The following is an 8,341-nucleotide window of genomic DNA, read 5'->3' on the forward strand; positions in this document are numbered from 1 at the left end:
CTGCTCGCCGGGTCCGTTCATCGTGTTCTTCGAGTGGAACAAGTCGGACGTCACCCCGGAAGCCGCGTCGATCCTCGACAACGCCGTGACGCAGTACCAGAACTGCCAGAACGCGCAGGTCATGCTGGCCGGCTACACCGACACGTCGGGTACCGCGAAGTACAACCTGGGCCTGTCGCAGCGTCGCGCGGACTCGGTGAAGGCCTATCTCGCCTCGAAGGGTATCCCGGACGGCGTGATGACCACCGAAGCGTTCGGCGAGACCCGCCTGCGCGTCGAAACCGCCGACGGTGTGCGCGAAGTGCAGAACCGTCGCGTGGAGATCACCTACGGTCCGGGTTCGGGCCAGTAAGGCGATCGCTTCGGCGAAAGGATTGGGGAGGTCGGCTCACGCCGGCCTCCCTATTTCTTTGTCCGCTCTTCGGAGCCGATACGGCTGTCGGTTGCGGCCGGGAACGCGGGCGCCCGTTCAGGCGGGGGCGGCGTCCGGCACGGCGGGCGACCTCGTCAGCTTCGGCCGCACCGCGATCGTCGCGCCGGACGGCAAGCTGGTGGCCGCGGGCGCCGGAAGGCGAGGGGGGCGTGGTGCATTTCGCGATCGGGTGACCGCGTGCGCCGGATCCCCCGTCACGCCGCGGCGGCGCTGCGTTCCGGGGTGAATTCCACCTCCAGCCGGCGGACGGCGTGGACGAAATTGTTGGGAGCGATGTCGATGTCGCCCGACCAGCGGATGTCGGGGAAGCGCCGGAAGATCTGGCGATAGGCTTCCTCCAGCTGCAATTGCGCGGTCATCCGCCCGATGCAGATATGCGGGCCGTAGCCGAAGGCGATGTTCTTTTCGGCATTGTCGCGGCAGATGTCGAAGCGGTCGGGATCGGGGAACATCGCAGCGTCGCGGTTGGCGGCACCGTAATACATGATGACCTTTTCGCCCTCCGCAATGCGCTGCCCGTGCAGTTCGACATCGGTGGTAGCGGTGCGGCGCATGTAGATGACGGGCGAGACCATGCGGGTGATTTCGTGCACCGCATTGGTCAGCAGCGATCCGTCACCCTGCAACAGCGCCTTCTGCTCCGGGTTTTCGGTGAACAGCTTCATCGCGCCCGACAGCGAGTTGCGCGTCGTGTCGTTGCCCGCAAACACGATCAGCAGCCACGCGCCGTCGAGATATTCGCCGGGCAGCTTCTCGCCCTCCACCTCGGCATTGGCGATCGCGCTCATCAGATCGGCCTGCGGATCGGCGCGGCGCTTGGCCAGCATGTCGCGGCCATAGTCGAACATCTCCGCGACGTTCCTGTTGAACATCTCGATGAAGGCGGCGATCTGCGGGCTGGGTTCGGACAGGCCGGCAAGCTGGTCGATCTGCTCCATCGCGACCTGCTGCGCCATTTCCAGGAAGTGGATCCAGCCCATGAACCGCTCGCGATCCGGTTCGGGTACGCCCAGCATCTCGCACAGCGTGAAGATCGGCAGCCGCTGCGCGAATTTCTCGACGAAGTCGCACCGGCCCAGCGGCGCCATCGTGTCGAGCAGGCGCGTCACCTCCGCCGAGACGCGGTCGCGCAGCCCCTTGATATAGGTGGCGGTGAAATAGGGCATATGCTCCTTGCGCAGCGCGCGGTGCGGTCGCCCGTCGAGATTGATCATCGAATTGGTCGAGGCGGAGAAGAGCGTCGGGTGGCGCGTCTCCTGCGGCCCCAGCGCCATCAGGATGCCGCCGGTCTCGGACGAGAAGGTGTCCGGGTCGCCGTTGACGCGCTTGACGTCCTCATAGCCGGTGACCGCCCAGAAGCCGGTGCCGCCGCGCGGTTCGGGGTGCCACATCACCGGCGCCTGTTCGCGCATCGCGGCATAATCGGCCCATGGCTGGCCGCGGGTGAAACCGCGGATGTCGGTGAGGTCGACGCCCGGCAACGTGGGATAGGCGGTGCCGAACGTCGGGCCGGCGCGGCCCTCCACGATATGATCGCTGACGAGACGCATGGTCATGCTCCTTGGGGAGATACGGGCGGGGAAGAGGGGCGGACGAGGATCTTGCAATGGCGTTCGGGGTCGGCCAGCGCGGCGAAGGCGGCGGGCACCTCGTCCAGCCCGACCGTGCCGGTGATCGCGGGCGCGACGTCGATCTGCCCGCGCGCGATCCGCCCCAGCGTGGTGGCGAATTCGTCGGGAGTGTAGCCGAGCACGAATTTCAGCTCGATCGCCTTGTTGATGCACAGGAACGGTTCGATCGCGTCGGTCTGCATGCATACGCCCGCGACCAGGATCTGCGTGGCGGGGGGCGCCGCCTCCACCAGCGACTGGATCATGCCAGGCACGCCGACGCATTCGAACACGATCGCGCGCTTGCCCGCGTTCCCCGACATCGCCAGCACGGATCGTTCGGCGCGGCTGACCGGCACGCCGAACGACGCCCAGCGCGCGTGCGGGTTTTCCTGTCGCGGGTCGATGACGATATCCGCGCCCATCGCCTCCGCGATACGGCGGCGCGCCGGCGAGAAATCCGCCGCGATCACCGGCCCCAGGCCGCGCGCCTTCAGCGCCGCGATCACCGCCAGCCCGACCGGGCCGCAGCCGACCACCAGCTGGACCGTGTCCGCGCCGGCATCCGATTGCGCGACGGCATGTTCGCCGACCGCGAACGGCTCGGTCATCGCCGCCTGCGCATCCGACAGATCGTCGGGGACCGCCAGCAGCAGCGGTTCGGCGAGCAGCATCGTTTCGGCGAAGCCGCCGGGGAAGCGGTTCGAATAGCCCAGCGTCTCGATCCCCGCCGCGCCCGGCATTACCGGGACCGAGACGACGCGCGTTCCGGGTTTCAGCCGGCGGTCGGTGCCGGGACCGTGATCGAGCAGTTCGGCGCAGAATTCATGGCCGAAGACGATATCGGCGGCCGGGTCGATCAGCGGCGGTTCGCCGCTGCGCGCACCCAGTTCGACCATCGCCTCCATCCCGTGGACGGCGTGCAGGTCCGACCCGCAGATGCCGCAGCACAGCGTGCGGACGACCACCTGTCCGGCGGCGGGCACCGGATCGGCGATCGTATCGACCACCAGTTCGTGCCCGCGCCGGACGACGGCCCTCATTCCGCCGCCTCCGATTTCTTGTCGAGGCCCATGGCGGCGAGGATTTCGGGGCGGATGTTCTCCGTCCCCTTCTGCGCGACATGCTGCGCCACGCGCGCACCGACCGCGGCCTGCGCCTCCCCGATGAAGCGCGGGCGATTGTCCGCGGCCCAGCGCAGCGAGGCGTCGCGATTGCCGTTGGAATCCTGGAACGCGGGCATGACGTGGCGCGCGATCAGTTCGTAGCTCTTCTTCTTGTCGTCCCACTCGGCCCAGTTGGTGTCGAGCGTCAGATAGGCGCCGAACCCGCCGGACTGTTCCTGCAACCGCGCGATCTGGGCGATTGCGTCATCGGGGGTGCCGACCACCGCCATGCCGGAATTGACCAGCGAATCGACCGGGTCGCTGCCGTCCTGCGGCGCGAGCGGCAGTGCGGCGACTTCGCGGAAATAATACAGCCATTGTTCGATGCCGTAGCGGACCTGTGCGCGCGCTTCCTCGCGCGTGGCGGCGACGTGCATCGGGCCGACCAGCCGCCAGCCGCTGCGGTCCATGGTGCGTCCGGCCTCCGCCGCCTGCGCCTCGGCGATCGCCCAGTTGCTGGCGAGCGCGTTGAACCCGCCCGCCTGGGTCGCGCCGATCGACAGCAGCCCCAGCCCGTGCCGCCCCGCCGCCTGCGCGCCGGTAGGCGATACCTGGCTGGCGACCGCGATCTCCACCGAGGGGCGCGTGTAGGGGCGCATCTGCAACCGCGCCTCGTTCAGGGTGAACCAGTCGGTCTGCTTCGTCACCACCTCCCCGCGCAGCAGCGGGACGAGGACGTCGAGCGCCTCGTCCATGCGATCGCGCTGTTTCGCGACGGGGATGCCCATCATGAACGCGTCGGATGGCAGCGCGCCCGGCCCGACCCCGAACATCACCCGCCCGCGCGTGACGTGATCGAGCTGGTTGATGCGATCGGCCAGCATCAGCGGATGGTGATAGGGAAGCGAGGAGACGCCGGTGCCCAGCCGGATGTGGCGGGTGCGTTCCGCGACGGTGGCGATGAACAGTTCGGGGCTGGCGATCAATTCATAGCCGGCGGAATGATGTTCGCCGATCCACGCCTCGTCATAACCCAGCCGGTCCATATGGACGACCAGGTCGAGGTCGCGTTCGATCGCCTGCGTGGGGTTTTCCCCCAGCGGGTGAAAGGGCGCGATGAACGCGCCGAACCGCAGCCGGTCGGCCATGCCACTCTCCTCAGCATAAGTTTTGTTCTGGAACCGATGTTATGCCGCGCGTGCCGATCGGCCAAGCGGAAAATCAGCGGCGGCGGAACGATCCGCGCGCCAGCCAGATACCGGCGAGGAGCAGGAGCAGCGGGGCGATCCAGAGCGGGATCGTCGCGGCGTCGAGCGGCGGATCGTAGGAGATGTAGCGGCCGTAGCGCGTGATCATCCAGTCGCGGATCTGGCGCGGGGTCTGCCCGGCGGCGATCCGCTGGCGCACCACGACGCGCATCTCGCCCGCCATATCGGCGTCCGAATCGGCGATCGACTGTCCCTGGCAGACGATGCAGCGCAGCGTTTCCATTAGCGCGCGCGCGCGGCGTTCCTGCGCGGCGTCGGGCAATTGGGTATAAGCGAGCGCGGCGTTGGCGGTCTGTGCCGCGGCGGGCGTGGCGGCGACGAGCGCAAACGCGAGGGCGGCCGCGCGGGTCATTTCGCGTCCGCCAGCGCGCGCAGGATGCCGGGTACGTCGTCGGCGCGGATATCGCCGACATGCTGCGCCACGATGATCCCGCGCCCGTCGATGACGAACGTCTCGGGCACGCCCGACGAGCCGAGCGCGAGCTGGACGCGGCTGTGCACGTCGCTGCCGATCCGGGCATAGGGATCGCCGTTGCGGCGAAGGAAATCGGCGATGTCCTGCGGCGTGTCCTTGATCGCGATCGCGTCGATCGGAACGCCCGCGGCCTTCAGCGTCATCAGCTGCGGCGCCTCCGCGATGCACGGCACGCACCAGCTGGCGAAGACGTTGAGCAGGCGCGGCCGGCCGCGGCGGAAATCGGCGGTGGTCAGCCCCGGCTTGCCCGGCGCGATCGGGGCGAGCGTGAAATCGGGCAGCGGCTTGCCGATCATCGCCGAACGGACGGTGCGGTCGGCGGGCCGCCACAGCCCCCAGGCGACCACTGCCACCACCATGCCGAACGCGCACAGCGGCAGCCACAACAGCCAGCGCCGGTTCGTCATGCGTCCCCCTCCGCACGGCGCCGGCCCTGCCGGAACAGCCGCCATTGATGCCCTGCCAGCGACAGCCCGCCGCCGATCGCGATCAGCGCGCCGCCCGCCCAGATCAGCGTCACGAACGGTTTCCACCACAATCGCAGCTGCCAGCGCCCGTCATCGCCCAGCGCGCCGAGCACGGCATAGAATTGCCCGTCGACATGCGTCGCGATCGCGCTTTCGTTGGTGGTGGTGACCGGCTGGGTGAAATAGCGGACCTGCGGGCGCAGCACATAGGGCGCGGCATCGCCGCGCGTCACCGACAGCCGCCCTTCCAGCGCGGTCCAGTTCTGCCCCACCACCGGGCGCACGCCCTCCAGCCGGACGGTGAAGCCCGCGACGCGCGCCGGATCGCCGACACCGACCGCCAGCAATGCCTCCTGCGTCCAGGCGGTGCTGGCCGCCATGCCGGCCAGCGCGACCGCGACGCCCAGATGCGCGATCACCATGCCCCACAGATGCAGCGGCGCGCGGGCCAGGTTGCGCCTGGCCAGCGGCGCGACGCTCGCCACCGCCAGCCCGGCCGCCAGTGCGATGCCCGCCAGCGGCAGGACGCCGATCGGCCCGCCCAGCACGAACGCACCCGCCCCGGCGAACAGCGCCGCGGCGATCGGCGCGAACAGCCGGCCCAGCACCTCGCCCGCGTCGTCGCGGCGCCAGCGCATCAGCGGCCCGGCGGTCATCATCGCCACCAGGATCAGCGCGATCGGCCCGGTCGCCTTGTCGAAGAACGGCGGCCCGACCGACAATTGCGTCCCGAACGCGCCCGCGACGATCGGGTAGAAGGTGCCGATCAGCACGATCCCCAGGATCACCGTCAGCAGCAGGTTGTTGGCGACCAGCGACCCTTCGCGGCTGAACGGTTCGAACAACTTGCCCTGCCGCACCGTCCCCACCCGCGCGCCGAACAGCGCCAGCGCGCCGCCGATGTAGAGGACCAGCAGGGCAAGGATGAACGTGCCGCGTGTCGGATCGACCGCGAAGGCATGGACGCTGGTGAGGATGCCCGATCGCACCAGGAACGTCCCGATCATGCTCATCGAAAAGGCGACCACCGCCAGCATCACCGTCCAGGCGCGCAAGCCGTCGCGCGTCGCCAGCACCGTCACCGAATGGAGCAGCGCGGTCGCCGCCAGCCACGGCATCAGGCTGGCGTTCTCCACCGGATCCCAGAACCACCAGCCGCCCCAGCCGAGTTCGTAATAGGCCCAGTAGCTGCCCGCGGTGATCCCCAGCGTCAGGAAAACCCACGCGCCCAGCACCCACGGCCGCATCGCGCGCGCGAATGAAGGGCCCACGTCGCGCGTCACCAGCGCGCCGACCGCGAAGGAGAAGGCGACCGACAGCCCGACATAGCCGGCGTAGAGCGTCGGCGGGTGGAAGGCGAGGCCGGGGTCCTGCAACAGCGGGTTCAGTCCCGCGCCGTCGGCGGGCGCCGGCTGCAACCGCGCGAACGGGTTGGAGGCGAACAGCAGGAAGGCATAGAAGCCGAGCGCGATCGCCGCCTGCGCCGCCAGCGTCGCCACCAAGGTGCGCTCCGCCAGCCGGTGTTCGAACCGCGCCACCGCCGCGCCCGCCAGCCCCAGGATCGTCACCCACAGCAGCATCGACCCTTCGTGGTTGCCCCACGCGCCGGCGAATTTGTACAGCCACGGCTTCATCGAATGGCTGTTCGCCGCGACCAGCGCGACCGACATGTCGGATGCCAGGAACACTGCGATCAGCGCCGCCATCGCCGCCGCTGCCAGCGCGCCCTGCACGATCGCCACCGCGCGAACCGCGCCCGCGCCGCCCGCGACGCCGCGCCGCAGCGTCAGAGTCGCGAGCAATACCTGCAACGCCGCCAGCGCGGCGGCGAGCCACAGGGCGGCAAGCCCGGTTTCGGCGGTCATGACGGAAAGGACGGGTGGCTCACCCGTGATGCTGTAGCGAGCCGCGGCGCGCGCCGGAAGGCGTCAAAAAAGCGCACGGCGCATCAACCGCAGCTTGCCCCGTCACACGCACAAGTTGCTGGCGACCCGGTCGCACAGCCGCCACATAGGCCGGCGATGACCGATACGACCGACCGGACCGCGTTGCTCGCCACGCTTGTCGCGCTCGCCGAGGCGGGCGGCGATGTGGTGTGGGGCCATTTCGTCGCGGGGTGCGCCGTGATGCACAAGGCCGACGAAAGCCCCGTCACCATCGCCGACCGCGAGGCGGAGGCGGTGATCCTCGCCGGTCTCGCCACGCTGACCCCGGCGATCCCGGTAGTGGCGGAGGAGGAAGCCGCGGCGGGGCGTGTCCCCGACGTGACCGGCGCGTTCCTGCTGGTCGATCCGCTCGACGGGACGAAGGAATTCGTCGGCCGCGGCGACGATTTCACCGTCAACATCGCGCTGGTCGAGGGCGGCGCGCCGACGATGGGCGTCGTCTATGCCCCGGCCCGCGACGCGATCTATTGGAGCGACGTGACGCGTGGCGCGTGGATGGCGGTACGCAAGCCCAACGAGCCGCGCCATGACGAGCAGTCGATCCATGTGCGCGCGTGCGGCGACGCGCCGTGTGCGGTCGCATCGAAAAGCCATGCGATGCCGGGCCTCGACGGCTGGCTGGACGCCGGCGGGATCGCGACGCGCGTGTCGGTCGGCTCCAGCCTGAAATTCGTGCTGGTGGCGAGCGGCGAGGCCGACGTCTATCCGCGCACCGGCCCGACGATGGAATGGGACACTGCGGCGGGCGATGCGGTGCTGCGCGCGGCGGGCGGGCGAACGCTTGACCCCGACGGCGCGCCGTTCGTCTATGGCAAGCCGGGGTATCGCAACACCGGCTTCGTCGCCACCGGCGGCTACGAACCTGCCCCGCTCAGGCCGTACCTGACATGACGCTGACGCACCTCGACCGGCTGGAAGCCGAAAGCATCCACATCATCCGCGAAGTCGCCGCCGTCGCCGACAAGCCGGTGATGCTGTATTCGGTGGGCAAGGATTCGGCGGTGATGCTGCATCTGGCGCGCAAGGCGTTCTACCC

General features: G+C 69.4%; 9 protein-coding genes. 3 read left to right on the plus strand and 6 right to left on the minus strand.

The annotated features are described in order from the left end of the window. Positions 1-352 (plus strand): OmpA family protein (locus AX685_RS06230; protein WP_156445702.1); only part of this gene is annotated, 352 nt, incomplete at its 5' end. A 275-nt stretch (positions 353-627) separates the two neighbouring features. Here the strand turns inward: AX685_RS06230 and AX685_RS06235 are convergent. The 6 genes from AX685_RS06235 to AX685_RS06260 form a co-directional block, all read right to left on the minus strand. Then, the gene (locus AX685_RS06235; RefSeq protein WP_066486529.1) at positions 628-1,983 is read right to left on the minus strand and encodes a cytochrome P450; all 1,356 of its coding nucleotides are present in this window, start codon (positions 1,981-1,983) and stop codon (positions 628-630) included. Positions 1,984-1,985: 2 nt separating this feature from the next. Beyond that, positions 1,986-3,086, minus strand: coding sequence for a zinc-binding dehydrogenase (locus tag AX685_RS06240; RefSeq protein WP_066486531.1), 1,101 nt, complete (start codon positions 3,084-3,086; stop codon positions 1,986-1,988). After that, positions 3,083-4,297, minus strand: coding sequence for an LLM class flavin-dependent oxidoreductase (locus AX685_RS06245; RefSeq protein ID WP_082740631.1), 1,215 nt, complete (start codon positions 4,295-4,297; stop codon positions 3,083-3,085). The genes AX685_RS06240 and AX685_RS06245 overlap by 4 nt, the downstream gene beginning before the upstream one ends. Positions 4,298-4,370: 73 nt before the next feature. Further along, a complete protein-coding gene (locus AX685_RS06250) occupies positions 4,371-4,769 on the minus strand; it encodes a cytochrome c-type biogenesis protein (protein WP_066486534.1) in 399 nt (132 codons plus the stop codon). Next, entirely contained in the window at positions 4,766-5,299 is a 534-nt protein-coding gene (locus AX685_RS06255; protein ID WP_066486536.1) for a DsbE family thiol:disulfide interchange protein, read from the minus strand. The genes AX685_RS06250 and AX685_RS06255 overlap by 4 nt, the downstream gene beginning before the upstream one ends. Further along, positions 5,296-7,224, minus strand: coding sequence for a heme lyase CcmF/NrfE family subunit (locus tag AX685_RS06260; protein WP_066486539.1), 1,929 nt, complete (start codon positions 7,222-7,224; stop codon positions 5,296-5,298). Before AX685_RS06260 ends, AX685_RS06255 begins: the two co-directional genes overlap by 4 nt. Positions 7,225-7,380: 156 nt before the next feature. On the opposite strand from AX685_RS06260, the gene cysQ reads away from it, so the two are divergent. Both cysQ and AX685_RS21465 read left to right on the plus strand, forming a co-directional pair. Beyond that, positions 7,381-8,196, plus strand: coding sequence for a 3'(2'),5'-bisphosphate nucleotidase CysQ (cysQ, locus tag AX685_RS06265; protein WP_066486547.1), 816 nt, complete (start codon positions 7,381-7,383; stop codon positions 8,194-8,196). Continuing rightward, on the plus strand, positions 8,193-8,341 hold a 149-nt coding region (locus tag AX685_RS21465; RefSeq protein WP_156445703.1), incomplete at its 3' end, for a phosphoadenosine phosphosulfate reductase domain-containing protein. The genes cysQ and AX685_RS21465, both read left to right, overlap by 4 nt.

Origin of the sequence: Sphingomonas sp. CCH9-F2, assembly GCF_001556735.1 — a bacterium.
Taxonomy (GTDB): domain Bacteria; phylum Pseudomonadota; class Alphaproteobacteria; order Sphingomonadales; family Sphingomonadaceae; genus Sphingomonas; species Sphingomonas ginsenosidimutans.